The 25,105-nt window shown below is 44.4% G+C and carries 21 protein-coding genes; 12 read left to right on the top strand and 9 right to left on the bottom strand.

What is annotated here, in order from left to right:
• The first annotated feature begins 172 nt into the window (after positions 1–172).
• Complete coding sequence (locus tag MuYL_RS16740; RefSeq protein ID WP_094571651.1) at positions 173–616, top strand: DoxX family protein; 444 nt, start codon at positions 173–175, stop codon at positions 614–616.
• A 104-nt stretch (positions 617–720) separates the two neighbouring features.
• Here MuYL_RS16740 and MuYL_RS16735 read toward each other — a convergent pair whose 3' ends face one another.
• Positions 721–1,245, bottom strand: coding sequence for a hypothetical protein (locus MuYL_RS16735; protein ID WP_094571650.1), 525 nt, complete (start codon positions 1,243–1,245; stop codon positions 721–723).
• Between the two features lie 249 nt (positions 1,246–1,494).
• On the opposite strand from MuYL_RS16735, the gene MuYL_RS16725 reads away from it, so the two are divergent.
• Positions 1,495–2,742 carry a helix-turn-helix domain-containing protein gene (locus tag MuYL_RS16725; protein WP_094571648.1) on the top strand — a complete coding sequence of 416 codons (1,248 nt, stop codon included), beginning with the start codon at positions 1,495–1,497 and terminating at the stop codon, positions 2,740–2,742.
• Positions 2,743–2,804: 62 nt separating this feature from the next.
• Here the strand turns inward: MuYL_RS16725 and MuYL_RS16720 are convergent, their stop codons facing one another.
• Positions 2,805–3,167 carry a hypothetical protein gene (locus tag MuYL_RS16720; protein ID WP_094571647.1) on the bottom strand — a complete coding sequence of 121 codons (363 nt, stop codon included), beginning with the start codon at positions 3,165–3,167 and terminating at the stop codon, positions 2,805–2,807.
• A complete protein-coding gene (locus MuYL_RS16715) occupies positions 3,164–3,670 on the bottom strand; it encodes a DoxX family protein (RefSeq protein ID WP_094571646.1) in 507 nt (168 codons plus the stop codon). Before MuYL_RS16715 ends, MuYL_RS16720 begins: the two co-directional genes overlap by 4 nt.
• 538 nt (positions 3,671–4,208) lie before the next feature.
• Between MuYL_RS16715 and MuYL_RS16710 the strand changes: the two genes are divergently transcribed.
• From MuYL_RS16710 to MuYL_RS16695, 4 genes are all read left to right on the top strand, one after another.
• Positions 4,209–5,081 carry an SDR family NAD(P)-dependent oxidoreductase gene (locus MuYL_RS16710; RefSeq protein ID WP_094571645.1) on the top strand — a complete coding sequence of 291 codons (873 nt, stop codon included), beginning with the start codon at positions 4,209–4,211 and terminating at the stop codon, positions 5,079–5,081.
• A 72-nt stretch (positions 5,082–5,153) separates the two neighbouring features.
• Positions 5,154–6,077, top strand: a complete 924-nt coding sequence (locus tag MuYL_RS16705; RefSeq protein ID WP_094571644.1) for a helix-turn-helix domain-containing protein — start codon at positions 5,154–5,156, stop codon at positions 6,075–6,077.
• Between the two features lies 1 nt (position 6,078).
• Positions 6,079–6,642: a dihydrofolate reductase family protein gene (locus MuYL_RS16700; protein WP_211710173.1), complete on the top strand. Its 564-nt coding sequence runs from the start codon at positions 6,079–6,081 to the stop codon at positions 6,640–6,642.
• 111 nt (positions 6,643–6,753) lie between these two features.
• On the top strand, positions 6,754–9,174 hold the full coding sequence (locus MuYL_RS16695; protein WP_094571643.1) for a M1 family metallopeptidase: 2,421 nt from the start codon (positions 6,754–6,756) through the stop codon (positions 9,172–9,174).
• A 26-nt stretch (positions 9,175–9,200) separates the two neighbouring features.
• Here the strand turns inward: MuYL_RS16695 and MuYL_RS16690 are convergent, their stop codons facing one another.
• On the bottom strand, positions 9,201–11,192 hold the full coding sequence (locus MuYL_RS16690) for an HRDC domain-containing protein (protein ID WP_094571642.1): 1,992 nt from the start codon (positions 11,190–11,192) through the stop codon (positions 9,201–9,203).
• A gap of 151 nt (positions 11,193–11,343) precedes the next feature.
• Here MuYL_RS16690 and MuYL_RS23295 point away from each other — a divergent pair, with 151 nt between their 5' ends.
• Positions 11,344–11,514, top strand: a complete 171-nt coding sequence (locus MuYL_RS23295; RefSeq protein ID WP_157740919.1) for a hypothetical protein — start codon at positions 11,344–11,346, stop codon at positions 11,512–11,514.
• 42 nt (positions 11,515–11,556) lie between these two features.
• Positions 11,557–12,375: a universal stress protein gene (locus tag MuYL_RS16685; protein WP_094571641.1), complete on the top strand. Its 819-nt coding sequence runs from the start codon at positions 11,557–11,559 to the stop codon at positions 12,373–12,375.
• A gap of 232 nt (positions 12,376–12,607) precedes the next feature.
• Here the strand turns inward: MuYL_RS16685 and MuYL_RS23290 are convergent, their stop codons facing one another.
• The 3 genes from MuYL_RS23290 to MuYL_RS16675 are packed head-to-tail and all read right to left on the bottom strand — an operon-like array spanning position 12,608 to position 14,192.
• Positions 12,608–12,766, bottom strand: coding sequence for a hypothetical protein (locus MuYL_RS23290; RefSeq protein WP_157740917.1), 159 nt, complete (start codon positions 12,764–12,766; stop codon positions 12,608–12,610).
• Positions 12,767–12,785: 19 nt separating this feature from the next.
• Complete coding sequence (locus tag MuYL_RS16680; protein ID WP_094571640.1) at positions 12,786–13,826, bottom strand: helix-turn-helix transcriptional regulator; 1,041 nt, start codon at positions 13,824–13,826, stop codon at positions 12,786–12,788.
• 45 nt (positions 13,827–13,871) lie between these two features.
• Positions 13,872–14,192: a hypothetical protein gene (locus MuYL_RS16675; protein WP_094571639.1), complete on the bottom strand. Its 321-nt coding sequence runs from the start codon at positions 14,190–14,192 to the stop codon at positions 13,872–13,874.
• A gap of 205 nt (positions 14,193–14,397) precedes the next feature.
• Here MuYL_RS16675 and MuYL_RS16670 point away from each other — a divergent pair, with 205 nt between their 5' ends.
• A complete protein-coding gene (locus MuYL_RS16670) occupies positions 14,398–15,852 on the top strand; it encodes an RtcB family protein (RefSeq protein WP_094571638.1) in 1,455 nt (484 codons plus the stop codon).
• Positions 15,853–16,291: 439 nt separating this feature from the next.
• Here MuYL_RS16670 and MuYL_RS16665 read toward each other — a convergent pair whose 3' ends face one another.
• On the bottom strand, positions 16,292–19,054 hold the full coding sequence (locus MuYL_RS16665; protein WP_094571637.1) for a P-loop NTPase fold protein: 2,763 nt from the start codon (positions 19,052–19,054) through the stop codon (positions 16,292–16,294).
• A gap of 285 nt (positions 19,055–19,339) precedes the next feature.
• On the opposite strand from MuYL_RS16665, the gene MuYL_RS16660 reads away from it, so the two are divergent.
• The 3 genes from MuYL_RS16660 (at position 19,340) to MuYL_RS16650 (ending at position 23,209) form a co-directional block, all read left to right on the top strand.
• Positions 19,340–20,923 carry a TROVE domain-containing protein gene (locus tag MuYL_RS16660; RefSeq protein ID WP_094571636.1) on the top strand — a complete coding sequence of 528 codons (1,584 nt, stop codon included), beginning with the start codon at positions 19,340–19,342 and terminating at the stop codon, positions 20,921–20,923.
• Between the two features lie 775 nt (positions 20,924–21,698).
• The gene (locus MuYL_RS16655; protein ID WP_094571635.1) at positions 21,699–22,268 is read left to right on the top strand and encodes a Crp/Fnr family transcriptional regulator; all 570 of its coding nucleotides are present in this window, start codon (positions 21,699–21,701) and stop codon (positions 22,266–22,268) included.
• 77 nt (positions 22,269–22,345) lie between these two features.
• Positions 22,346–23,209 carry an SDR family oxidoreductase gene (locus tag MuYL_RS16650; protein ID WP_094571634.1) on the top strand — a complete coding sequence of 288 codons (864 nt, stop codon included), beginning with the start codon at positions 22,346–22,348 and terminating at the stop codon, positions 23,207–23,209.
• Between the two features lie 670 nt (positions 23,210–23,879).
• On the opposite strand, the gene MuYL_RS16640 is transcribed toward MuYL_RS16650, so the two are convergent.
• Positions 23,880–25,040, bottom strand: a complete 1,161-nt coding sequence (locus MuYL_RS16640; RefSeq protein ID WP_094571632.1) for a hypothetical protein — start codon at positions 25,038–25,040, stop codon at positions 23,880–23,882.
• Positions 25,041–25,105: the final 65 nt, after the last annotated feature.

The raw sequence follows: 25,105 nt of genomic DNA, 5'->3' as shown, positions 1-25,105 counted from the left end.
GGGATGCGACAGAAATTTATAACATGCCAAGAAATTCCGCAAACCACAATTAAATACCCGGAGATCTTTCAACAGTAAGCAGTTGAAAATTATCCACCTTATGAATTATATTTGAGGGTGCTTTTGCAGATATGGCCCGCAAATTTACCTTAACTTAAAAAGAATTGATAGTATGAAAAACGCCTCTGGGATTGCCCAATTGGTTTTAAGATTAGCCCTGGGTATCGGATTTATACTTCCGGTGATGGACAGGTTAGGTATGATGGGGCCCAACGGTTCGCCCGGCGTATCATGGGGCGACTGGAAGCACTTTATTGATTATACAAACACATTGCTCCCGTTTGCCGGCCGGCCAATTGCAAACATCATGGGACTGGTTGCTACGCTGTCAGAGGCAGTGTTTGGCGTCTGCCTGGTAGCAGGTTTTAAGATCAAACAAATCGCATTAGGCGCAGCTATTCTTACCCTGTGTTTTGGCTTGTGTATGGCGATATTTTTGGGAATCGGGGCGCCGTTTAACTACCCTGTATTTGTATTTACAGGCGCAGGATTAGTGCTTTCCGGCATTGGTAGTTATCGCTGGAGCCTTGACGCATATTTGCCAAATAATAAATGACCAAGCCTCAGCGGGAATTAAATCTGGTTTAAGTTACGATGCGCTAAACTTATACCGGGGGTGGCTGTTGTGTTTTTTTGATTTAGTCGATAGTCTTTCACAATCTATTTTTTTGCTCCTGCTGCCAGCTGCCCCGTCTTTAAAATATCGCTTAGGGACATTACATAAAAGATATTGCCATTTGCTGCGGCTTTCTTTTGTATTATGAAACGCATGTTGCCTTTTGCATAAATGGTTTTGCCTGATTCGGGGGCAGCGGCTTCGCCGGGCACATAATCCATGTCTTTTACGGTTTTCACCGCTAGCTGGAATTCGTCTTCGCTGTAGGTGATCCGGCCTGCGCTTGCAACCTGGCCACCAATTGCGCTCAATATATAGCTGTCGGTTTGATCCTTAGTTTTGTATTTATACAGATCCATGGAATAGGTAGGCTGCTGAATGGTCTGCTTGCTGAATTGGGAATAATTGTGGTCGGTAAAGTATTTTCCGGCGTCGGCAATAGTTAGCGAATTGAGCCCGGAAAGGCGCGTTATTAAATTAGTTTCATCAATAATAACCTGCGCCGATGCACCCGTTTTTATAACAAGCATAAGCAGCACGATAAGGCCGGTGCGTAAAATTGTCTTCATGCTCAAATATAAAAAAATCAGCAGTATAATTGGGTTGGTTTCGCAGGCAGAATGCTTGCTGTATTTTTTGCCCCGCAGGTCTCCTAAAAGGGATCGTGTGCCGCCTGCCCGGTATGCGACAGAAATTTATCCCGTGACAAAAAAATCTGCAAACCATAACGAGGATCCTCTTCGACATACCCTGCTGAGACAGGGGAATTAAACCATTGAACTATCTCCGGATTATAGTTTTTTGTATATTTTTAACTCATGATTCTTTTCGAATTCAGCTTTTACAGTTCGCTGCTGCTAATTTTTTTTGTGCATGGTTTGGTCTATGCAATATTACTACTTCGAAAAGGCGTCAACAACGAAAGCACAGCGGATAAATGGTTAGGAATATTTTTGCTGCTTTGCGTTTTGAACATCACCCCCTGGATGGTGGGATTTGCCGGCTGGTACGATAACCAGCCCTACAGGGACTTTCTGTTTTATTTCCCATTTCAGCATCTATTTTTCATTGGCCCGGTTATATTTTTTTATGTACAGAGCCTTCTTAATCCCGCTTTCCAATTTGGCCGGAAAGAATGGCTCCAACTGCTACCGGGGATATTATATCTATTGTTCACCCTCATCATGTTTGTTACAGACAAGCTGATACTGAAGAAATATTTTTTCCTCGCCGGTGGAACCGACCCTGATTTCGACAGTTGGTACCAATATACCGGGTTTATATCTATGTCAGTTTATTTTCTGCTTAGTCTCCGTTACTATATGATCTATAAGAAAATAATTGTGCAGGTGATAAGTTATGCTGAAGTGGTTTTGTTTAGTTGGGTACAAAAGTTTTTAATTGCTTTTTTATGCATGCTTTTATTAAAGCTATTATTTTTTGCCGGCATGCAAATTCCGGTATTCAGAAAACTTTATTATGTAGGTCCATGGTGGCAATATTTTTCATTCGCCATCGTGTTTTATTACATAGCTATAACCGGCTATTCCAATTCAATTGACGCAAAAATATCTTTTAAAATTAACCTGTTGGAATATCGAAAAGCAACTTTATTGCTGGCTCCCGTTTTATCGTTGCAAAATGATCAGATCATTGAAGATGCGCAATTGATTGAAATTGATTTAGGGGAAACGGAAAGGCAGGATGAGGAGGAAAATATATTTCTGATGGAATGGCGGTTAAAAATTATTCAATTAGTTGAAAATGAAAAAATTTATGAAGATCCGGAATTATCGCTAAATCAAATGGCAAAGCAGTTGCAAACCAATGCCAGTGTACTCTCCAAAGCCATAAACCAGGGTTTTGGCTTTAATTTCAATGATTTTATAAATCAGTACCGCATTGAAAAAGTGAAACAAATGCTGTATGCCGGTGAACAAAAAACAAAAACACTTTTAGGAATTGCATACGACTGCGGCTTTAATTCAAAAGCAACTTTTAACAGGGCCTTTAAAAAGGCCACCGGTTTAAGTCCTAAAGACTGGGTAACAAAGGAAAATAGCTAACCGTCACGTATAAATGCGCATCTTTATTAGGGAGATTCCCTAAAAGATAGTTTAATCCTTGCTTATTTTGCTAAGTCGAAAACCGCATTGTAATAAGTAGTGTCCTTGTCACTAAAAACTAATCTGCGGTTTGGCCGTTCCTTAAATTCAAATTCGCCATTTACGGTAAATTTTATTTCGGCGAATTTATAGCCGGTTAGGACGGTTGTAGTTAAAGTATATAAAGAATCCTTAACCAGGGGCTTTAATAAAAGATCTTTATCCCAGCTCAATGGATTGCCATTCCCCCGTATGCCAACTGTTTTAATGTCTTTAATATGGTGTACCTTTAGTTTAATTACTATGGTTTTTTGATATGATTTTTGCACGCAGCTGCTTGCCAACCATACCAACAAGGTGATTGAGATAAGGTGATGTTTTTTCATGCTTTTATTTTTTTTGAGATAAGGTGATCTAATCCAAAGCGCCCGCTGCCCAATACCATCGTAAACAAGCTTACCCAACCAAAGCCGAGTGCAGGCAGGGTATTCCAGGTGCCGTTACTCCACTGCTGCAAAAAGATTGCTACCATCATGGTGCAAAAAATCAGAAAAGAGAAAACCCTTGTTTGCAAACCCAGCAGTAAAAAAATACCCCCTACAGCTTCGCTAAAGGCACCCATCCATGCAAAGAATATGGGAAACAGCTTAAAAATGCCACCATATTGGGCTACATCGTGCGGAAACCAAAATGCAACCTCAAAAAAGCCAAGGTTATTGTCGGCAGGGCTCCACGGTAATCCAAATTTTGCCGCGCCAAAATTTGAAGTCAACAGGAAACCGCAAACCAATCTTGGGATCATCAAAAGGGCATCCTGCCACCAGTAGGGTAATAAAATAGGGGAGGTTAAGCGTTGCAGCAATTTCAATAGTTTTTTTTTTAATGGCATATAAAAAGTATTTGTTTTTGGGTTTTGAAAGCTCTTTGATATTTATAGATAATTCCTGTTTTGGCTTATTTTTTTTTCCAACTATCAAATTATCTTACACAAAGATTGGAGGATACTGAACATCAGTCGCCGCAAATGATAATTTGAGACCTATTAAAGAGATTAAATGAAATATGGAAGGTATTCGATAGCGATCTATCCCATTCCAAATAAATGCTGCAAACCATGACGCAGGCTCCTCTGCGAGAGCCCCTGCTGAGGCAGGAAATTGCCGCCAAACTCTTTTGCTTTGATTTAGTGATTGGTGAAACATATTGATTATCAATAATTTACATCGATATAGTTCTCAATAAATGGTTAAGTATTTGATAGTCAATATGTTTCACTTTGTTCCGGGTGTTCCGTGTTTAAAAGTGGAACGCTCCACAGCCATATTTTGCTGCCTTTCTCATTTTGCCTACAAAAATCCCCGGTTAGGCTACGTACGCCCATTGTCGGTTGCCCACCTTTGCGGTGTTAATAATTTTTAATATTAAATATGGAAAATCAACATGGAATTTCAGGCACCGGCGCTGCTGCACCGGCTCATAAAGTCTGGTTTATCACGGGCACGTCCCGTGGGTTTGGACGGGTTTGGGCCGATGCTGCCCTGAAGCGCGGCGATAAAGTGGCCGCAACAGCCCGCAGGCTGGAAAGCATAGCCAACCTTAAGGAAAAGTACGGCGACAATGTGCTTACCCTGGAGCTGGACGTAACCCGGCCCGAGCAGGTAAAAGCCGCAGTGGCGCAGGCGCATGCCCATTTCGGGCGGCTGGACATTGTGCTCAACAATGCAGGCTATTCGCTGGTGGGCACCATTGAGGAGGCCAGCGCGGATGATGTAAAGGCGATGTATGCAACCAACATCTTTGGCGCAATGGCGGTAATCCAGGCAGCACTGCCCTTGCTGCGCAAGCAGGGCGGCGGCCATATTTTGGGTACGTCAAGCAACCTTGGCCATGTAACGCTGCCGGTTATCGGCTATTACTGTTCGTCAAAATGGGCATTCGAGGCCATTCACGAAAGCTTAGCCCTGGAAGTTAAACAGTTTGGAATTAACGTAACCATTATTGAGCCGGGCGCTTATGCCACCGAGTTCGGGAGCCAGGAGTCGTTAAAGTTCGCACCAGGCATGGACATTTACGAAAACTTTAAAACGCAGTTTTTCGGCAATTTAAGAAGCATGGAAAGGGGGGACCCAAATGCAACCGCTGAAGCGATCTTTAAAGTAGTGGATGCTGAAAACCCGCCTTTGCGGATTAATTTGGGCAGCAATAATTTGCCATGGGTGCGCACCGCCTATGCCGAAAGGATGGCAAGCTGGGAAGAATGGGATGCTGTTTCTGCAGCGGCGCAGGGTACTCCAAAGTAATCTTTAGGTAAACAATTAATCATACCCGGTAATGAGATGCATTGCCGGGTATAATTGCTTTAACTTTAATAAATGAAAAAGGAAGAGAACAGCCATGTTAATATGGAATCGTTAACAGATATGCACCGGGCCTTTGGTTTGCCTGCGCCCGCACATCCGTTGATCAGCCTTGTAGATGGGGCAACCAACCGCCTCATTTTATCAAATATGCCCCAATCTAATGTATTGCATTTTTACAAGATCTCCTACAAGCCAAGCCTGGGCGGCAAGTTAAAGTATGGCCAGGATTATTATGATTTTGATGAAGGCGGCCTGTTATTTGCCGCACCTAACCAGGTTATTGGCAACCACGGCAATAATGATGGAGAGATCTGCTCGCAATATACCTTATTGATCCACCCGGACTTTTTGTGGAATTATCCATTGGCAAAAAAGGTCAAACAATATGGTTTCTTCTCTTATGCGGCTAATGAGGCCCTGCACCTGTCGGATAAGGAAAAGGCAACTATTTTTTCCATTTTCAAAATTATTGAAGAGGAGTTGAACAGCCGGATTGATGATTTTAGCCAGGATGTGATCATTTCCCAAATTGAGTTGCTGTTAAATTATGCTAACCGCTTTTACAAGCGCCAGTTTATTACCCGCAAAGCAGTAAGCAATGACCTGTTACAGAAGCTGGAAGATGTTTTAGACGGATACTTTGAGAACGAAAAATCCTTAAACCAGGGAATCCCCACGGTTCAATACCTTTCGGAAAATTTAAATATCTCGCCAAGTTATTTAAGTGATATGCTGCGTTCCATGACCGGGCAAAATGCACAGCAGCACATTCACCATAAACTGATAGAAAAAGCAAAAGAGAAATTATCAGCTACCAGCCTGTCGGTAAGTGAGGTTGCATACAAGCTGGGCTTTGAACATCCGCAATCTTTTAGTAAATTGTTCAAGACAAAAACAAACCTTTCCCCATTGGAATTCAGACGATCATTTAACTAATATGGCGGCAGATCTATCCAAAATAACGATCCACATGGTTTCGAGTCTTGACGGCTATATCGCCAAAAAAGACAACAGCGTTTCATGGTTTGAAACAGCCGACCACTATGAGCAAGGCGTTAATGTTACGGAACAGGATGCAGCCGCATTTCTGCAAACAATAGACTGCTACGTAATGGGTTCCCGCACCTATGAACTCGCGCTGGAACTTTCAAAATCGTACGGGTGGCCTTACGGGGAGGTGCCGGTTATTGTACTCACCCACCGAAAGCTCCCGGTTGACAGGCAGAATGTTGAAATGTATTCGGGCGACCTGCACCAACTGGTGTACGACCGCCTGAAACCAAAGTATAAAAATGTTTGGCTGGTTGGCGGCGCTGAACTTGCCATGGATTTTATCCGCTTAAACCTGGCCGATGAAATACGGCTGTCAGTTTTACCCATTATTTTGGGCGATGGATTACGCTTTTTCGACCAAATGATACCGGAACAGGCACTACACCTTAAAAACGTAACCGCCTATAAAAGCGGGATGGTGGAACTTCATTATGAAATAAGGAAATAACACAGGAATTACAGCGGGATTTCCGTCTCCATAAAATTACAGACTGATAGCTGCACGGCTGAAAAAATAGTAATACCTTCAGCGCCTGATAACGCTATTAACTGATCGATAATGAAGAAAATGTTTCTCCTGGCATTGCTATGCGCTTTCGCCGGCCGCTCGCTGGCACAAATCCCCACAAAAAGTTACGCCGACGATGAAGGGTTTGCCCCCAGGGACCATAATGTTAATTTCACGCGGCTGCGCTTACAGCTTGCATTACAACCCGCTGCCTCGCACATCAGCGGCACGGTAACACACTATTTTACGCCGCTGCGCCCCACGGTAGATTCCATCTACCTTGACGGTATAAAAATGACCTATCAAAAGGTACTGCTTAATGGCAAACCGGTTAAATACCATGCCGACAGCGCGGGCATTACTATTCTTCCCGAAAAACCCTTACACTGGAACCAAACAGACAGTTTAACCATAACTTACGAAGCCAATCCGCGCCGCGGGCTTTATTTTATCGGCTGGAACGATAAAAACAACCTGAGCCGGAAACAGGTATGGAGCCAGGGCGAAGCTACCGATAACAGGTACTGGATCCCGATGTACGATGACCGCAACGATAAGATAGTTTCTGAAATGCTGGTTACGTTTGATAAAGGATATAAGGTGTTATCTAACGGAAAGCTTTTAAACGTTAAAAACAATACAGATGGCACCAATACCTGGCACTACCTGATCAGTCACCCGCAGGCGCCTTACCTGATTATGCTGGGCATTGGTCAGTATAATATCAAGGAAACACATTCGGCGTCAGGCGTGCCGATGCACCTCTATTATTATCCTGATTGGGCAAACCGGGTTGAGCCAACCTATAAATATGCTGCCGCAATGGTTGATTTTTACGAGAAGGAGATCGGCTTAAAGTACCCCTGGGAAAGCTACTCGCAAATACCCGTTCAGGATTACATGTTCGGGGCCATGGAAAATACCACTGCTACTATATTCGGTGATTTTTATGTGTCTGACGCACGACAAGCCCTGGACCGCACTTATGTTGCAGTTGATGCGCACGAACTTGCACACCAATGGTTTGGCGACTATGTTACGGCCAAGAGCGATGCCCACCAATGGCTGCAGGAAAGCTTTGCCACTTATTATGACCAATTGTTTGAGCGCGAGGTATTTGGTGAAGATTACTTTGCATGGTCGCGCAGGGGCAATGGAAACGCGGCAATTGACGAGGCACAGCGCAATAAGTTTGGGATAGCCCACAGCAATGCCGGCGGCACTTTTATCTACGGGAAAGGCGCTTACGTACTGAATATGCTTAAATATGTGGTAGGGGGCCGCGAAGCTTATAACAAAGCGATTAAACACTACCTGGATCAGCATCCCTACCAGAATGTGGATTCGCACGACCTGTTGAATGCTTTTGAGGAGAGTACCGGCATGCAGCTGGAATGGTTTTGGGATGAGTGGCTGTACCGCGGCGGTGAACCACATTACCATGTTACTTTAGACGAGCAGACATCACAAACCGAACTTGTGGTAGCTCAAACACAGGAACCAACCTCTTTAACCGGATATAGTAAAGGGCTGTTTAAGATGCCCGTTTGGATAGAACTGCACTATGAGGATCACGCTGTAGTACGTAAACAGTATTGGATCCAGCAGCAAACAGAGGTGATCAGAATTCCTTCATCCGGCCATGGTAAACTGGCGTTCGTATTGTTCGACCCGGGAAGCGAAGTGCTTAAAACCGTAAGCTTTGCAAAGCCATTTTCCATGTTACAGGCTCAGGCAAACGGTGCTGATCAATTCATGGATCGGTATGATGCTGTTTCCGCCATGCGAAATACAACTCCCGACAAAAAACGGGAAGCGCTTTTAGCTATTTACCATCACGAGAAGTTTTACCCGATTAAAAACGAAGTGCTTTCGCAACTGGCCGCTGATACTTCAGCCGGGAGCATTTCGCTGTTTAAAGCAGCATTTGCTGATGCGGATGTTAATGTAAGAAAGGCTGCGCTTGCACGCGCGAACCTGCATACCGCCGCATTATTACCCGGTGTTGAAGCCATGCTGTCCGATTCGTCATACAGCATTATAGAAACGGCACTGCAAAAGCTTTCCGTTGCACAACCGGCAAAGATGGAAACCTACCTGAAAACGACCCGGGGAATTGAAGGCAACCAGGATAAGAATGTACTGATCAAATGGCTTGAACTGAGTTTCTTAGCGGAGAACAAAACTCAATATGCTACCGACCTGGTGAAGCTTACCAGCGGATCTTACGAGTTCAGGACCCGCACCGGGGCCATGATGGCATTGAAGCGCCTGAACTGGTTTGATAATGAACTTACAGAAAACCTGGTTGATGCGATATTGAACCCGAATGACCGTTTAAGCGGCCCGGCAACAGATATACTGAAGTACATTTACGCGCAGGATAAATACAAAAAGCCCATTAGCGACTACGTAAAAGCGGGGCATTGGGAAAACTGGCAGAAAGACCTGCTGGCCGGCTTTACCAAATAACCGGCGGATTTGAACCGGGAACTCGCTTAAAACAAGCTGCTTTGTTCCGTCCCGCCGCCCGATAACTCATTTTGATAAACGCGGATCAGGCCGATAAGGTCTGATCCGTATTGTGCGGCCTTTTGCGTGCCTACCCCTTTGATACCGCTTAATGCTTTTAGTGTGGCGGGTAGTTTCTCTGAGATTACAGCCGCTGTCTTTTCTGATAGCACCATGCCGGGCATGATCTTTTCTTTTACGGCTGTATCTTCCCGCCAGCTCAGGATCTGCTCATAGAGCTTTTCATTAGGAATGGCGTTCAGCGCTTTCAGGTAAGACTTATCGTACGATTTGATCTTATTTTCAGCGAGCGACAGGTAGCCGGCTGTAGTAAAAGGGTTTTGCGAAAAGTGTCCCAGCAAACGCAGCCGGTTCATCAGCCAGATCATCAGCTGGTCAGCTTTGCCGGCCTTATCTTTTGAATCGCCAATCAAAACCGGGAATTGCCGATGCAGCGTTTCTGTCGCGGTGCGCAACTTTTCCAGGAAATAGGCGGCGGCCGGCATACTCCGGTCGGGCTGTAACTGCCGCAGGTATTTGTCTGCCACGTCCAAAACCTGGGTTTGCAGTTCAGGCAGCAAGTCGTCAAAACTCCGTGCCCTGGTTTGCAAGGGCCTGAAGTTGAACAACTCCTGCAGCAGGTACAGGCGGTACAGCTCCCGGTCGCGCTCCAGTCTTTGCCGATCCGGCTGCAAGGCTTTAGCCTGTTCATTAAAGCGGCCAACCGCCGGGTCGCCGATCATATTGGCGGCGGTGATAGGGTTGCGCAGTACCATTCCGGCCAGGCTGCGGCAGCGGCTCAGGGCTACGTAAGCCTGCCCGTGCGCAAAGGCCTCACTTACATCAATAATGGCTTTGTCAAAGCTTAATCCCTGGCTTTTATGGATGGTGATGGCCCAGGCCAGTTTCAAAGGCACCTGCGCAAAGCTGCCGGCATTAGCTTCATTAATAGCTTCCCCTTCCAGTTGGTACTTTACATTTGTCCATTCCACAGCCTCTACTGCTATCTCTCTTGCTTCGCGGCCGCATTGCACAAATACAGTATTTCCAGAGATAGCAGTCACGGTACCGATCTTCCCGTTATAAAACAGCTTTTCGGCCGAACCGTCATTTTTCACAAACATTACCTGCGCCCCGATCTTGAGCTTCAGGTTTGTTTCCGTTGGATAGGCATCCCTCGGGAACTCACCGCGAATGGTGGCTTTAAATTCAACTTCTTCGCCGGGCAGCGTTTCCAGCAATTGCTGGTTCAGGTGCTGGGCAATGCCGTTGTGCGTAGTTAAGGTGATATAGGGATCATCAGCAGATGGCCTGAAGTCTGCCACATACCGTTCATTCAGCAAGGCCAAACTGGTGGCGCTTATTTCCTGGTTGCGCACCTCGTTCAGGATATCCACAAAAGCCTGGTCCTTTTGGCGGTACACATGATCCAGCTCAATCCGCACGTAGGGAGCTTTCTGCATCACCAAACTGCTGAAAAAATAAGGCGTGGAATAGTAAGGCCTCAGGATGCCCCATTCCTCTTCACGGATGATCGGGCTTAGCTGCGACAGATCACCGATGAGCAGCAGCTGGACGCCGCCGAAAGGATGGGCCGAACCCTTTACATTGCGCAGGATCAGGTCTATCTGGTCCAGCACATCGGGCCGTACCATACTCACCTCATCAATCACCAGCAATTCCAGGTTCAGCAGCAGCTCCTTTTTTTCCGGACTGTAATGCACCTCCGGGCGCTCGGTGCCCCCTGGAAGCATTGGCCCGAAAGGTAGCTGGAACATGGAATGGATGGTCATGCCGCCTGCATTAATTGCTGCCACACCGGTAGGCGCAACCACAGCCAGTTTCTTTTTAAGTTCCTGTCTTATCCGCTGTAAAAAAGTGGTTTTGCCCGTGCCTGCTTTACCCGTAAGGAACACCACCGTATTGGTCATTTCCAGGTAATCATAGGCGAGCTGCATCACCGGGTTCATGTCTGCCATCTTGTTTGCAATGTTACTATAATCATCCTTAAATATAATGGATTGTGGAAAACGCCTTTTTCTGTTTTAAAAGCGCGAAGAAACAAGTCCGTAAGCCGCCGCCCCGCTTGTTCCGCGGAACAAGTGTGATCAGGTGAAACAAACGGAACAAATGGAACAGGATTTGGCCGGTGGAACAAGTGGAACAGGTGTGGACATCAACCCGAAACCAATGCCCGGCTCCTTAAAATATGATATGCATCAGCAAACCCGGTGCCTGCCGTCATTTCTCCCGGCCATGCAGTTGATTATTCTTGTAGTACGAAACGGACTTGTGTTGTAAAACAATAGTATGCCGCTCATCAACTACAAATAAACTACTGATATGAACACCATAATTGTCACCACAGATTATTCGCCCATTGCTGAAAACGCCGTGGCTTATGCCGCGGCAATGGCTAAATATTACAACGCCAGGCTGCTGCTTTTTAATGCTTTTAAACTTTCTGTGCCTGCCTCAAACACCCTGCTGCCCTCATCGAGCATTACGGCGCTTGAAAAGGAGAACAATGACCGGTTGAGGGCTGCTGCCGAACGTGTTGCTGCTGAATATGGCATCATAGCCGGCCATGAAACCGCTTATGCTTTTGTGGAAGATAACATCAAAGCACTGGTAGAAAAACACAACGCAGCACTGGTAATTATGGGAATGGCGCCCGAAAGCCGCGAACAGGACATTTTTGGAAACACCACAACAGCCGCTATCGGCAAACTGGATTTTCCGGTACTGGCGGTTCCCGCCGGCGCTGTATTTCGCGGCCTTGATAAAGTGCTGCTGGCGTGTGACGTATTGCATGATTCCCCTTTGCAGGTACTTTCAGGCATTAAAGAAAAAATTGGCGATCTGTGCCCGGTAGTGGAGGTTTTTTATGTACACCAGGATATCGGGAAAACGGACACTGAAATCCGTCGGGAAAAGACCGGCGACATAACTTACCTTTATAAAGATGTGCAGTCCGACAACATTGTTAAAGCGATAAAAAACGAGGTTATTGCCTCATCAGCCGATTTGCTGATCATGGTGCCCGGCAAATACGGTTTCTGGAGTTCGCTGGTGCATCGCAGCAAAACCAGGAAGATGGCTTCAGGCTTAACTATTCCTTTACTCGCTGTTCCCCATCCGGTTTGCGTAGCTGCCGGGTAATCCTTTATTTTTTATTTTTTTAAGCGAGGGATTATTACACCGATCAGAAAGGTTTAGTGCCGGTTGTTTTATTAAGGTGAAAGCACTTTAGGTCTAAGTTACGCGATGCTAAACTTTGACCAGGGGAGCATTTTACCTGGCAGATAAGAATTAAATAATGATCTTCAACGCGCTTCGCCATCAGCGGCGATTTGTTGATTGAGGAGTTTATTAGCAGGGCTGATCTGTGAAGTTATTTCAAGTTCCTGCGCTTAAAGCCAGCTTTTGCTACAGTATTTTTACGGTTATAAAAGGTGCGCACAATACACGATGCTTCAACGGCTGAATTTTTATCCTGCTTATCCCTGTATCCCGAAGGTACCCATTCCGGCCTGATCTGATTGCGCTTCATTTCATTATATCATTCGAAGTTAGGGTAATTGCGGTGTTGTTATGCTGTCCCGGTTATAATTCTCCAAAGTCTTAGTTAATTGCTGCTTAAGCTGTTTTACCAAAATGCGCGGCCCTAAAACCCTCATTTTCGAGCCGAAGCCCAACAACTCCCGTTCCAGCTCAAAATTCAGGATCACCCTAATGCTGAATATCTTTCCCGTTTCATCTTCGCTCAATAGTTTTTGGGTATGGTGCAATGGCTTGGTTATCACGTAAGGCGCATTCGCAGCATCTATCCAAAAAATCACCTCGCAATCGCGCTGACCGGGAGATTTGGTTACCCCAATACAATCATTATAATAGGTTGCCAGGTCGAGTGTCCTGTTCTCCCGGTATTTTTCATCGTGTTCTTCTATCGCCTGGATCCTGTCTAAAGCCAAATTCATGATATGGGCATTGCGCTTGTGTTGCATGCCCAAAACAAACCAGCGATTGCGGTATTCTTTTAACAGGTACCCGCTAAAGCAAAAAGTACTTGCTTCCCTTGCTTTGAACGACTGGTAGGTAATGCAGATGGTTTTCCTGGCTACAATGGCCTTACGGATCACCTCTATCCATTCCAAACCTTTCAGGTTATCGTTCTTTTCAAAGTCAATTACGGGTGTGCTTTGCGTTTTTTGCGAATAGATCTTGTCTTCCAGTTTACTCACCATCTCGTTCAGGTCGGTAAAATGGTTAAAGCCTTTAAACTGCTTTAACAGGCTTGATACTTCGCTCAGCACCTGCATGTCCTGTTGGTTAAGCGGACTGTTGGTAATGCTGTAATTCTTATCGCTGTACGTATAATACTTTTTGTCAACCACCACAATGGGTGCCTCGTAACCCAATTTGTTGCTGCGCATCATTTCCAGGTCTGCCTGTATGGTGCGGCGGCTAACACCCGTATCAATGCCCTGGTATTCATAAATGGCATCGCCGCAGGCTTCTATCAAATCATCCAGCGTCCATTTTTTGAAATGGTTTTGCAGGCATTGGTCAATGGTGCGGTAGCGGATCAGGGCGTTGCGGTTAACAGGCATATTTTGATATAGGATTTCGGATGTTCTATTTCGGATTTATTTTTTTTATGTATTTATCAGCCAAATAAGTCCGATCAGACCAATAAGTATCCCCCAATACCTTACTTCTATCCACATGAAAGTATTTTTTCTTTTTTCGCGAGGCAATTTGACCGTGCGTACTACTATTATGCCTTCCGTTACTTTTTTACGATTACTATCTATAAAGAATAAGATTACACCCGATAGTAAAAATGTAATTGCACCTATATATTTATCATTCCATGCAAAACCATCTGCAACTGTAAATAGAATTAAACCCACGAACATCGGTGCAGCCAACACCCATATGCCTTTCCCTTTATAATGTATTAAATGTGCAATCATATTTAAATATACCCCAACTGTGATATTTTTTTTGATGAATTTATTAAATTATTTTTTACTACGCAAATACGCTGCGCACTTGGTGTTTCTCTTTGTAGTGTCGAAAGGCTGAACGCGTTCACGAACGCCCCCTCTCCTGATCCGGGGAGAGGGGTTTTAGCCCGGAGAATTTAAATTGTTAAATGATACCTTTAGTATTGATATAATGGAAAAGGAAAAAATAGGCAACAACGAGTTAAAGGCATTAGGCATTAATGATGTGGAAGTTTTGGTAAACTTTAGTCGCGTGGCTAATGGTTTGCTAAAGCACAATGTGATGGCCAAGCCAGAGATGCTGGCCAATTTGGAAGCCCTGATTGACGACCCGATGCCCTACGCCTTAAAGAAGGGCGGCAAGTTTAAAAACCTGGCCGAAGATGTGATTGCCATGCGTAAAGAGGGCAAGTTTGTGAAGCAGGAGCGGAGCAACTTTAAACTGAAAGAAGAGATAGCTGAGTTCCCGGTATGGGGTTTGGAAAACATTGAGGTAGGTGCTTTAGCGCAGATGCGTACAGCAGTTCAGTTACCCATTGCCGTTGCAGGCGCTTTAATGCCCGATGCGCACCAGGGTTATGGTTTGCCCATTGGTGGCGTGCTGGCTACCACGGCCAATACCATTATTCCGTTTGCGGTAGGGGTGGACATAGCCTGCCGGATGTGTTTAAGCATTTTTGATCTGCCTGCCGAAGCTATTGATACCGAAACCGACAAGTTGAAAACCATTTTGGTGGATAACACCTATTTCGGGATGGGTTGCACTACCAAATCGTACTTTGACAGTTCACTGTTTGACAGTAAGACCTGGGGCGAAACAAAGCTGATCCGTACACTTAAAGATAAAGCCTATGCGCAATTAGGTACCAGCGGTACCGGTAACCACTTTGTGGAATGGGGCGAATTGGATATTGCCGAAGGCGCTTTGGCCGAGATCCCGGCCGGTAAGTATTTGGCTTTACTTTCACACTCCGGCTCCCGTGGTTTTGGCGGTAGCGTGGCCGACTATTACAGCCGTATCGCCATGACCAAAACCAAGCTCCCTGCCGAAGCCAAGCATTTAGCCTGGTTAGATCTGGATAAAGACGAAGGGCAGGAATACTGGATTGCCATGAACCTGGCCGGCGAATATGCCAGCGCCAACCACCACGAGATCCATAACAAAATTGCCCGGGCCCTTGGTGTTAAGCCCATCAGCATGATTGAAAATCACCACAATTTTGCCTGGAAAGAGCAACTGGCCGATGGTACCGAGGTAATGGCACACCGTAAAGGCGCAACCCCGGCAGGCGAAGGTGTGTTAGGCATTATCCCTGGCAGCATGAGTACACCCGGCTTTCTGGTCCGCGGTAAAGGTGATGCAGCCAGCATCAACTCCGCTAGCCACGGTGCGGGCAGGGCAATGAGCCGGAGTGCGGCTTTTAAAACGTTAGATAAAGCCGTTATTGCCGCCAACCTGATTGATAAGCGCATCACCCTGATGGGTAGCGATATGGACGAAGCGCCGATGGCTTATAAGGACATACACACCGTAATGGCAGCGCAGAATGATCTGGTAGAAGTATTAGCCATGTTTGAGCCGAGGATTGTGAGAATGGCGGATGCGAGGGAGAGGCCGGAGGATTGAGTTTTTAAGTCTTAAGTTCTGAGTCTCGAGTTTTAAATCCTTATTTGACTTTGAACTTAAGGCTTCGGACTTTGAAAAAAAGCAAGTGTCACCCTGAGTTTAGAGCCTGCTCTGAGCTTGTCGAAGAGAAGGGCGACACGGTGCAGGTCCGTTATGGTTGTTTAATTGCGATAGTCTGAAGACTATATGCATAGGGGGTCGAAGTCTCCGACTTCGAACAGCAAGGGTCGTTCGTGAGATTTGTGGTCAAACGCTTTGAAATTTAGGTGGAATGTTTCAGATCTAATGTACTGGACATTCTTTGGACAACTACTTGCTCTGAAATATTCTGCCGGTCGGCTCTTTAATTAGAAAATTTTGCCATTAATAGTAGCGGCGTAAACCGAGTCAGATTATACAATTATCATCAAATTAATATTTTGATAAGATCCAAGCTTGCTTAATAAGCGATTACGATAGACAATACTTTCAGCAATTGTTGGTAATCAAAACCATTAATAACGGTTTCCTTCATTAACGCAACACTTTGCATTTGTTGCTGATTGTCTAAACTAGACATTAGGTGGCCCTCTAAAATGCCAGCTTCTTCGTGAACCGTATAACTAACAATAAGCGTAGCCAGCACACGGCAATTAAAATGTATTTGCCATACACTGGTCCTACCCATTTTCTCGTAACGCCTGATCAATAAATTCTTTGCAATCAGATAACGATAATAAAACACCCTGATCTGCCGAGGCGTTACACCCTTGTATTTAGCGATACTGACGCGCAAAATATCAACCTCATCATTGCTCAACTTATTCAAAGGTGCGTTATTTGCCGTATCTTCAATAGGCGCGCTCTCGGTCAAAGGTTCAGACCCCTCAAGAACATCCATAGCAAAATCCGGTTCCTCATAAGACCAATCTTCTTGGTTTGCCAATTCTGAGTCAATAACCATCTGATCAAAATCATGATCCCGGATTTGCTGAGAATATCTGCCATATTCGCGATTGTTGTCACTGGTAAGAATAGCGGTCAGCTCATTCGCCTTTTCTTCTATACGGTCAGGTTTCGTAAGCGCCAAGAAAAACTCATCCGATTCACTCAGAGATAGATTCCCTAGCTTAAGCCCGGCAATAAATAGCTTGTCAATATATTCATTGACCATCGCATTTAAAGCTTTACGCAGTTCATTTTCCTTGCCAGCTTCTGCTTTATCCAATGAAACCAAAGCATAGTATTTCATTTTGATTGCTAGTTTCAATATCCGCTCATCCACTGCGGTTACGACAACTATCCTTTCAGCTATTTTCGGATCTTCCAAAAGCACCCGTAGTGAATCAATGATCTGTATGGTTTTGACCTCATTACAGCGATCAATATCCTCAACGAATAAAATGATCTTGCGGTCTTTCAACTTCCGTTTAGGTATCCAGGTTTTCAATAAAGTCAACGTTTCCTTTTGTATCTCCGCCTGAATACCGAGATGTTCCTTGAACGAGTGTTTCGTCGAATACTTTAGGAATAGATCTTTAGCCTTAGCGCTATACTCTTTTTTAGCAGAAACAAATAAGGCATAAGCAGTAGTACAAATGGCAAGCGATAATCCAAGCCGGTTAAGCAATGTCTCCAGATCCTTATTCAACTGGCTGAATAACTCCTTTGACAATAGCCAGGCAATACCACCAGCTGAGATAATTCCGATAAACTTGAATAAAGGCCAAAGCCCTTTGCGCCTTATATTTAGCCAGAAGACGCGCCCAATGCCGATGAGCCATTTAATAACTTTATAAGATACGTCTGGTTTAAAATAAGCCTCGGCAAGACACTCATATAAATAGGCCCAAGTGGCAGGCGTGTCCTGGTATTTCCAAGCATGATAGTCTACTTTGATAAATTTCTTTCCAGCCTTGAGCTTCTTCCAGGTCTGGTCGATCAAAAAAGTTTTACCCCGTCCCCATTTACCAAAAATACCGATCATCGAACCTTGCTCGGCCGGCATCATTGTAATAATTTCAGCCAATTCATCAGCTAACTCGCCAACACCCAATACGCCATCAATTTCCTTTTTATCGCGAAATTGAATATCTGCCTTTTTAAAATAGCGTTTATCAGGTCCTGGCTTTTTACCTTCAGATTCAATCACAACATTACTCTCAACACTATCTTCAAATTCCTCTTTACCATTGATCCCTAATGAGCCAAGCAAGCCTTTCAGCCCCACAAAATCCAAAACAATACCTTGTTCCTTATCAGCGAAAGGCAATAAGCCCGGAACCAGCATGTTCTGTAATTCTATCTGACTACTGGTATTCCGTAAAATCGCGATAGTCTTCGTTAAAGCCAACTCTCTGAAATCTCCCAGTACCGACGCGGAACAAAGCACCACAGGGTTGGGGTTGCGCTGATATTCGCTAATCAAACGACGTCGTTCGCCCATATGGAGCCCTGCATGGATAACCACTGCTAGTCCTTTATTTGTTTGATTAAGCTCTTCTGCAAAACGTTTGGCAAAAACCACCGAGGGACAATAAACAATAGCTTTTTGATCTTTATTCTCAGTCAAAAATATACGGGCGGCTTGTATTAAATGCGGCTGATCATCAGGAAATTGATCATTCTCCGCAGTTTTTTGAAAATCCGTAAAAGAAATTTGTTTAATAAACAAAGGCAGTAGTATCTGATCATTAATAGCGTCTGATACGCTATAAGCCCAGATAGGATCGCCGAACCAGTTACTTTTTCCAGGATGGTTAACAAAAGCGATCTGAATAGCCTCTGAATAGCTGGCTAAGAATGATTTGAGCGAAGGCTGATCCGGACCAATGTCCAACGAAATAATGACATCAGGCTTTCTTTTCATTTCTCGCAACCTCATCCGCTTATTATCATGCAAAGACTGTAAGGTGCAAACACTGATGCTGGGCTCGTCCGAATTTAAAATACTAAAATCATCTATAACGAGATAATCGCTCTGATCTGCCCTGAATTGGGCTAGTAACTGCTGCTGCAAAGCGCTGCTACCAGTAATCACGAGTACTTTGCGACTGTATGGTTGGAATATTTCTTGCAACTCGGCGATGACCCCGGCGATGACCTGGTATTTACCTGTTCCGGGTGCCATAGCGATTTGCAAACGCCTAACATCCTTCTTTATATTTTCGGTAATAACGTTTACGGCGCTTTGCTGATGAGGAAACTGATCGGGTGATTTCATGAAGGCTTAGAAAGAATTCTCTAAGATAATAATTTAACAAACATTAATAAGCCCTTGCTGAGGCGAGTATCAATTCCGATCATTGCGCTGAGGGTACTTGTGACCTTATGCCCTCCTCACCCCTGCTGTCCGAAGTTTACAACTTCGTACGATTATGCTTGTAGACTCTAACTACACTGACGTTTTCATTTTTTATTAAAATCTAAAATAATCCCATCTGCGCAAATACACTGCGCAGTACCTCTATTTCTTTGTATCAACATTAAGAAATAAAGGAGGTTCACAATGAAATTCAACCTGTTAAGCAAATTCAGAAACCAGACCGTTAACCATGCGGGCGAGAAAGCCTTTGTGCTGTCGCCGGAGATGGAACTGTACACCGCCGTAGTTACCTGGAACTTGAACGACTCGTTTTATGAAAAAGACCAGGAGCGTTTAGTACGCCTGCAAAAACTGATACCCGCGTGTAACCCTGTGTTTGTGGGTAAACTGGCTGTATACGCCCGCACTAAAATGTATATGCGTTCAGTACCACTGGTGCTGGTTACGGAATTGGCTAAGCTACACTCGGGCGACAATTTGGTCGCCCGGGTTACCGATGGCGTGATAGGCCGTGCGGACGAGATCACCGAGCTATTGGCCTGCTATGAATTGCTGAACGAGCGCAAAGGCACTAAAAAACTGAACCGCCTGAGTAAGCAGTTGCAAAAAGGTTTAAGCACCTCTTTTAACCGTTTTGACGAATACCAGTTTGGTAAATATAACCGCGATGGCGCCATTAAACTGCGCGATGCCTTGTTTTTGGTTCACCCAAAAGCAAAGGACGAATTGCAACAAGTGCTGTTCAACAAAATAGTGAACGGCGACCTGCAAACGCCTTACACCTGGGAAACAGAGCTGTCGGCCTTAGGTCAGCTGAATTTCGACAGTGCGGAGGCGAGGGCAGAGGCGTTCCGCGCTAAGTGGGAAGAACTGATAGACAGCGGGAAGCTGGGCTATATGGCCCTGCTGCGGAACCTGCGCAACATACAGGAAGCCGGCGTAAGCTATGCGCACTTTGAAAAAGTATGCGCTCGTTTAGCCAATGCCGATGAAGTTGCCAGGGCAAAACAGTTTCCGTTCCGTTATTTGGCCGCTTACCGCGAGCTGATTAACCCGGTTATTACCAAAGTGCCTGCGCAAAACCTGGTTAATAAGCTGACCACTTTAATGCAGGGCCAAAACAAAGGTTACACTGGCGAGTTGCTGGATGCTTTGGAAAAAGCGGTACAGGCAAGCGCTGCCAATATAAAAGGCTTCGGTTACGAAACCTGTGTGCTGTTAGCGTGCGATGTTTCGGGGTCAATGCAGACACCGGTATCGGCTAAAAGCAAGATATTGTTGTATGATGTGGGCTTAATGCTGGCCATGCTGTTACAATCGCGTTGTAAAAACGTGGAGGTAGGTATGTTTGGTGATACATGGAAAACCATTGTGGTACCGCGTAACAACATCTTAGGTAACGTACAGGAGTTTTATCGCCGCGAGGGCGAGGTGGGTTACAGCACCAATGGCTACCTGGTTATCCAGGATCTATTACAACGCAGGGAACAAATGGACAAGGTGTTTCTGTTTACCGATGCACAGTTATGGAACAGCAATAACACTGCCGACCATATCCAAAACCTATGGTTGCGCTACAAGGCAGAGGTATCGCCAAACGCGAAACTCTACCTGTTCGACCTGAAAGGTTACGGACAAGCGCCATTGCAAATATTGCGCAATGACGTTTACCTGGTAGCCGGCTGGAGCGACAAAGTTTTTGAGGTGTTAGCTGCTTTGGAAAACGGAGGCTCGGCATTAGATGCTATCAATAACATAGAACTGTAAACCAGTATGGGGAAGCTAACGCCCCATAATTTTAAAAGAAATTAAAAAATAAGGATGCCGTAGAAACGGGTTACTTCGCTACCATTTGTGGGGGCTGGTCAGTATAGTGTAAGCTAAACTGTGGGTTCGAGTCCCAAAGGCGTGCCCCCGTCCCGCGTTCGCCTGTTGCTCCTTATAAAAAATAAAAGAAGGTGTCGTAAATAAGTCTTACTTCGACCAGGGAACCGTTGCCGGGCTATATGCTACCGGCGGGATGAATGGCTTATTGTTTTTTGCCCTTCTTTTTAGAGAAATTGAAAATAAAAAAGGTGTCGTAAATGAGTGTTACTTCAATCATAACGTCCAGGTCGCCGGTTCAAGTCCGGCCTTCGGCGTCACGCTATTGCGAACGCCGCTGTAGCTCAGATTGGTTAGAGCAGGAACACCGCAAGGTGTATTTCACTTGTTGTTTTTTACCCTTTTTAAGAAATTAAAATATTAAGGTGCCGTAAATATGCGCTACTTCGTGTCGCCGGTTCGATCCCGGCCTTTGGAGCAAAGACCATCGATTGAAAAATTGGTGGTGTTTTTTATTAGAAAGATATTTCGATTTGGCAAAAGCAATAAATATTTGTCAGATCGTTAAAATATTGAGTAGAATTGGTTCGAGCCCATCAATCAAAATATGGAAAAATGGAATTTTGCAAGTTTAAAGACCTAAACATCGTTAAAAGACCGACCGTATTATTTACCAAATGGTAAATAAACTGCCCGCAATAAATTCGATATTTAACTTATGGAAGAGTTTATCAATTACATATTGAAGTTTGGCAATCTGAATAAGCAGCAAACAGATTTCCTTATGAGCAAAGCAAAAACGCTGGAACTTCATAAAGATGAATATTTTTCGGAAGCCGGAAAGATCCCCCGGCAAGTTGGATTTCTTCTGGAAGGGGTAATTCGTTTCTGCTATTACAACAACAAAGGCGAAGAGATCACTCATTCATTCAGTGAAGAGAATCATTTTGTTTCGGACCAGCAAAAGTTTGAGGCACAAGTGGTAGCTTCTGAGTATATACAGGCTGTTACCAATTGTAGATTGCTTGTTTTTTCAAAGAAAGACTGGGACGAGATCGGAAATACAATTATTTGCTGGGAAGCTATAAAAGGTCTGATAGAAAAAAATTGTTTGTTAAAAACGATTGAAAGAAGGAGCCCATTAGTTTCAGAAGATGCAACCACCCGTTATTTATCTTTTATTGAACAATTCCCTGGCCTTGTCAATCGTATTCCTCTTTCTCATATCGCCTCTTACCTCGGGATCACTCAACAGTCATTGAGCAGGATAAGAAAAAATATCCGTTGAAATTGCTTTTTACCAAATGGTAAATGGTTCCAATTTTTAGATACCAACCTTTGCATCATTATTTTAAATAACAAAAAATGAGCAAAAAAGTTGTTTTAATTACAGGAACGAATAGCGGTTTCGGATGGCTTGCCGCCAAGTCCGTTGCGGCCTTAGGGCATAAAGTTTATGCTACCATTAGGGATACCGAAGGTAAAAATGCTGACAAAGCAAAAGCCTTGGCACAGGTAGAAAATGTTATTGTTTTGGATGTGTCACTAACTGATGAAACAAGTATAAAAAACGCTATTGACGCGATCATCGCAAAAGAAGGAACGATTGACGTTTTGGTAAACAATGCCGGTGCCGCGATGTTCGGTGTAGCCGAAAGTTCTACCACTGAAGATGTGCAGCGGATGTTTGATATCAATGTCTTCGCGCCATGGAGATTGGTAAAGTTAGCATTACCGTTTATGCGTAAACAATCAGAAGGCTTAATTATTAACGTTTCAAGCGGATATGGCAGATTTTCCTCTCCTTTTTCTGTAGTATACAGTGCTTCAAAGTTTGCTTTGGAAGGTTTAAGCGAAGGCTTGCATTATGAATTAAGACCTTTAGGGGTTGATGTAGCTATTATTCAACCAGGTGCTTTCCCTACGGAAATGTCGCAAAAGATGCAGGTTGGTTCTGACGCATCAGTTGCCGACGATTATAAAGTGATTGCTGATGTTCCCAATAAAATGTTCGCAGCCATTGGACAAATGTTTGAAACTGCTAAGCCAGACCCCCAGGAAGTTGCGGATGCGATAGTAAACCTGATCAGTTTACCGAAAGGTCAACGGCCATTAAGGACGGTTGTTGATTCTTCAACAGGAGATATCACTAAAAGGGCCAACGATGCCGTTAAAGTTGAATTCGAAAAAGTATTGACGGCATTCGGGATGGAAGATCTGTTGGTGTAAAAGATTGTTATTATAAATGGCGATTTCAAATGCCTCCAGTCAAACACTTATTAGGTTGGTAAAGTGGTTTTGGTTGTGCTCATTTAGGGCCAACTAAAACCGCTTCAATTCATTTAAAACAGCGATTTGATCCATAAATGGGTTCGAATTATGCCCAGTGTGGGGAGCAATCCATTGTAGCTCAGTTGGTAGAGCAGTTAGCCTTTGGCTCTGCGCATATTGCCCATCGCCCTTAAGAAATAAAGAAGATGCCGTAGATCAGCGTTACTTCGCCTGTCACGCAAAAACCAAACGCTGGTTAATTTTAGCTCTTCTTTTAAAACCTAAAAAAGGTGCCGTAAACTGGTGATACTTCGGTATGACGTTTCCTTCGGGAAAAGGTGCAGATTAAAATTCTGCCTGCGGGTAATTGCAGTAGTCTAATTATAAAAAATCTCACTGGTTGCTTTTTGCCCTTTTTTTTAAGCATAATGAAAGATGCCGTAGGCGGTTGATACTTCGCTGGTGAAACCGCATAGGCGGTAGGGTTCGACTCCCATAAGACACCTGCCGGTTGTTGCTCTTTCATTTATATTTTTGCCTTTGTCTTATTAAATTATTAATGAGACTATCCACCGGCCATATTTAAAAACTTCTGCCGCCTTATTTTATAGCAAACGGCTGCAATAATTTAAGCACCGCTTTTTTTCTGATCAGCATAGTCGGTTCCATATAATTGATTCGGCTTCAGGTAGAGTACGTTTTGCTGAAAGTCAAACACGGTATTGAATCTTTTTAATACATCACTGCCCAAATAATGAACATTTACGCCTGGCATGGGTTTACCCTGCGTCATGATTTGCGCCGGAATATTTTTGAGTTCAAATTTGCCAATTTTCAAACTTTCCAGGTTAGCCGTGATCACGGGTATTTCATTTCCTCTCGTCCCGTGCATAATGATCTTTTTAATGATCTTCATTTTTCCGGTCGGAAATAGCGACGCTGTCAGCGCGTCGTTATCCAGCATCACCGTTCTTTGGTAACCCAGGTCAAAAAAGAACAGACTTTTGCTGGTGGTGCCGTTCTGTGAGATCTTACTTTCAATAAAGGGTTTGTTCTTAATAAACGTAATGTTGAATTTGGAATAACCGGAATGCAGGAGCTGGCGGGGCATTTTAGAGTGGACGATCATTCTATGGTGGTCGTAGTCTAACTCAACAATCATTCCATCAAACAGGTTCCATCCCAACAGGCCGTCAACTTCGTTGCCGGCTACTGCTATATCGTAGATCTTGCTTTTGAAGATCTGGGTGCCTACCTGTATATCATAGGCAGTATGATAAAGCTTAGGCATCGATCTGACCTTTTGCTTTAAGCCATCAATTGTAATACATACTTCAGTGGCACCACTATCAAAATTCAGCAATAAGGAGTCAGTGCCGTTAAGCACCACAGGCAGGTAGTTAGTGTTGAATTTATTAATAAAAAAGGGGATGGTGTCATGAAACTCTGCCGTTAGTTTGCTGAGGTCTTTCGTCTGGGGACTTTGAATCCTGGTGAGGCAGGAATCTTTGCCATTGAGCAGGACAATGAAATCTTTGTGCTGCCCGGGCCTTAGCTGAAAGCTGAGGGAATCCACATCTGTCCTGAACTTTATAATTTCAGGCCCGGTCAATTTCCCGGTTAAAAAAATATCAGGCTTTATTTTGGGGTTGATATGCCAATCTGTTACCGCATTATGCTGCTCATAAATTTGGGCCTGGTTTGAGCTGGCGCGAATAACGGGGATTTTGTTTTGGGAGAAGCCGGAAATTGAGATCAGCATTAACAAAAATGCAAGTTTGATTTTCATGAGCAAGTGTTTTAGGGTAGAGGTATTAAACCGCGCGATGCCTTGTTTTTGGTTCGCCCTTAGAA

The organism is Mucilaginibacter xinganensis (genome assembly GCF_002257585.1).
GTDB classification, from domain to species: Bacteria; Bacteroidota; Bacteroidia; order Sphingobacteriales; family Sphingobacteriaceae; genus Mucilaginibacter; species Mucilaginibacter xinganensis.
This window is presented reverse-complemented; position numbering and strand designations above follow the sequence as displayed.

Excerpts from the sequence above, each read along its gene's own strand:
- MuYL_RS16655 (WP_094571635.1), top strand. The coding sequence starts at position 21,699 with ATGGAAGAGTTTATCAATTACATATTGAAGTTTGGCAATCTGAATAAG.
- MuYL_RS16665 (WP_094571637.1), bottom strand. The coding sequence starts at position 19,054 with ATGAAATCACCCGATCAGTTTCCTCATCAGCAAAGCGCCGTAAACGTT.
- MuYL_RS23290 (WP_157740917.1), bottom strand. The coding sequence starts at position 12,766 with ATGAAGCGCAATCAGATCAGGCCGGAATGGGTACCTTCGGGATACAGG.
- MuYL_RS16710 (WP_094571645.1), top strand. The coding sequence starts at position 4,209 with ATGGAAAATCAACATGGAATTTCAGGCACCGGCGCTGCTGCACCGGCT.
- MuYL_RS16680 (WP_094571640.1), bottom strand. The coding sequence starts at position 13,826 with ATGCCTGTTAACCGCAACGCCCTGATCCGCTACCGCACCATTGACCAA.
- MuYL_RS16670 (WP_094571638.1), top strand. The coding sequence starts at position 14,398 with ATGGAAAAGGAAAAAATAGGCAACAACGAGTTAAAGGCATTAGGCATT.
- MuYL_RS16725 (WP_094571648.1), top strand. The coding sequence starts at position 1,495 with ATGATTCTTTTCGAATTCAGCTTTTACAGTTCGCTGCTGCTAATTTTT.
- MuYL_RS16690 (WP_094571642.1), bottom strand. The coding sequence starts at position 11,192 with ATGGCAGACATGAACCCGGTGATGCAGCTCGCCTATGATTACCTGGAA.
- MuYL_RS16675 (WP_094571639.1), bottom strand. The coding sequence starts at position 14,192 with ATGATTGCACATTTAATACATTATAAAGGGAAAGGCATATGGGTGTTG.
- MuYL_RS16735 (WP_094571650.1), bottom strand. The coding sequence starts at position 1,245 with ATGAAGACAATTTTACGCACCGGCCTTATCGTGCTGCTTATGCTTGTT.
- MuYL_RS16650 (WP_094571634.1), top strand. The coding sequence starts at position 22,346 with ATGAGCAAAAAAGTTGTTTTAATTACAGGAACGAATAGCGGTTTCGGA.
- MuYL_RS16700 (WP_211710173.1), top strand. The coding sequence starts at position 6,079 with ATGGCGGCAGATCTATCCAAAATAACGATCCACATGGTTTCGAGTCTT.
- MuYL_RS16720 (WP_094571647.1), bottom strand. The coding sequence starts at position 3,167 with ATGAAAAAACATCACCTTATCTCAATCACCTTGTTGGTATGGTTGGCA.
- MuYL_RS16660 (WP_094571636.1), top strand. The coding sequence starts at position 19,340 with ATGAAATTCAACCTGTTAAGCAAATTCAGAAACCAGACCGTTAACCAT.
- MuYL_RS16695 (WP_094571643.1), top strand. The coding sequence starts at position 6,754 with ATGAAGAAAATGTTTCTCCTGGCATTGCTATGCGCTTTCGCCGGCCGC.
- MuYL_RS23295 (WP_157740919.1), top strand. The coding sequence starts at position 11,344 with ATGGAACAGGATTTGGCCGGTGGAACAAGTGGAACAGGTGTGGACATC.
- MuYL_RS16640 (WP_094571632.1), bottom strand. The coding sequence starts at position 25,040 with ATGAAAATCAAACTTGCATTTTTGTTAATGCTGATCTCAATTTCCGGC.
- MuYL_RS16705 (WP_094571644.1), top strand. The coding sequence starts at position 5,154 with ATGAAAAAGGAAGAGAACAGCCATGTTAATATGGAATCGTTAACAGAT.
- MuYL_RS16685 (WP_094571641.1), top strand. The coding sequence starts at position 11,557 with ATGAACACCATAATTGTCACCACAGATTATTCGCCCATTGCTGAAAAC.
- MuYL_RS16715 (WP_094571646.1), bottom strand. The coding sequence starts at position 3,670 with ATGCCATTAAAAAAAAAACTATTGAAATTGCTGCAACGCTTAACCTCC.
- MuYL_RS16740 (WP_094571651.1), top strand. The coding sequence starts at position 173 with ATGAAAAACGCCTCTGGGATTGCCCAATTGGTTTTAAGATTAGCCCTG.